Annotated in this window: 2 protein-coding genes; both read left to right on the top strand. The window is 58.0% G+C overall.

Annotated features, from left to right (window positions below):
* On the top strand, window positions 1–266 hold a 266-nt coding region (locus tag A3730_RS04820), incomplete at its 5' end, for a RibD family protein (RefSeq protein ID WP_197477296.1).
* A 201-nt stretch (window positions 267–467) separates the two neighbouring features.
* Window positions 468–1,013 (top strand): riboflavin synthase (locus A3730_RS04815; protein ID WP_063537616.1); only part of this gene is annotated, 546 nt, incomplete at its 3' end.

Here is a 1,013-nt window from a genome sequence, read left to right as displayed (position 1 = left end):
ACCTGCAGCAGTTGTTGATCGAATTGAACCGGCGCGAATGTAATGAAGTGCTGGTAGAATGTGGCGCCACGCTGGCCGGTGCGTTTGTTCGTGAGGGCCTGTTCGACGAAATTCTCGTCTATATGGCACCGGCCCTGTTGGGCTCGTCAGCCCGGCCGTTACTGGGGCTGCCGCAGTTGGCCAGCATGAGCGAGAAGGTGGCGTTGCGTTGGCAGGATGTGCGCCAGATTGGCGATGATCTGCGTTTGACGCTGGTTCCGGCGTAATGAGTTTAAAGTTCAAAGTTGAAAGTTAAAACGCAGATGAGGGCGGTGCGAGGTTGAGTGGTTGGCGTCGCGATTACCGGTGAACGCGGGCGCGGAACGGACAACAGGCAAGGCTCTGCCCGCGCTTTTCAACTTTGAACTTTAAACTTTCGACTCAATACCGACGTGTCTGGTCTGCGAGCCTGACGCAGGAGAGTTTACATGTTTACCGGCATTATCGAATCCATGGGCAAGGTGGCCGCCATGACCCCGAAAGGCGGCGATGTGACCTTGCTGATCAAGAGCGAAGGGCTGGACTTTTCCGATGTGCAGCTGGGCGACTCCATCGCAGTGAACGGCGTATGCCTTACCGCCACCGCGTTGCCTGGTGGTGCCTTTGAGGCGGATGTATCCGGGGAAACGCTGTCGCTGACCTCGCTGGCGCAAATCAGCGTGGGCAGCACGGTGAACCTGGAAAAAGCCCTGACTCCGTCCTCCCGACTGGGTGGCCACCTGGTCAGCGGTCATGTGGATGGCCTGGGCAAGATTGTCGAGATGAAGCAGGATGCCCGTTCGGTGCGTATCGATATCGAGGCACCGGCGGAGCTGGCCAAGTACATTGCCCACAAGGGTTCAATCACCGTCGATGGCATCAGCCTGACGGTGAACAGTGTGGCCGGAGCGGTGTTTTCCCTGAACATTATTCCGCACACCCAGGAGGTCACCACCATCGGTCAATGGCAGGTGGGGACGCCAGTGAACCTGGAA

The sequence above is a fragment of the Alcanivorax sp. HI0044 genome, assembly GCF_001634945.1.
This window is presented reverse-complemented; position numbering and strand designations above follow the sequence as displayed.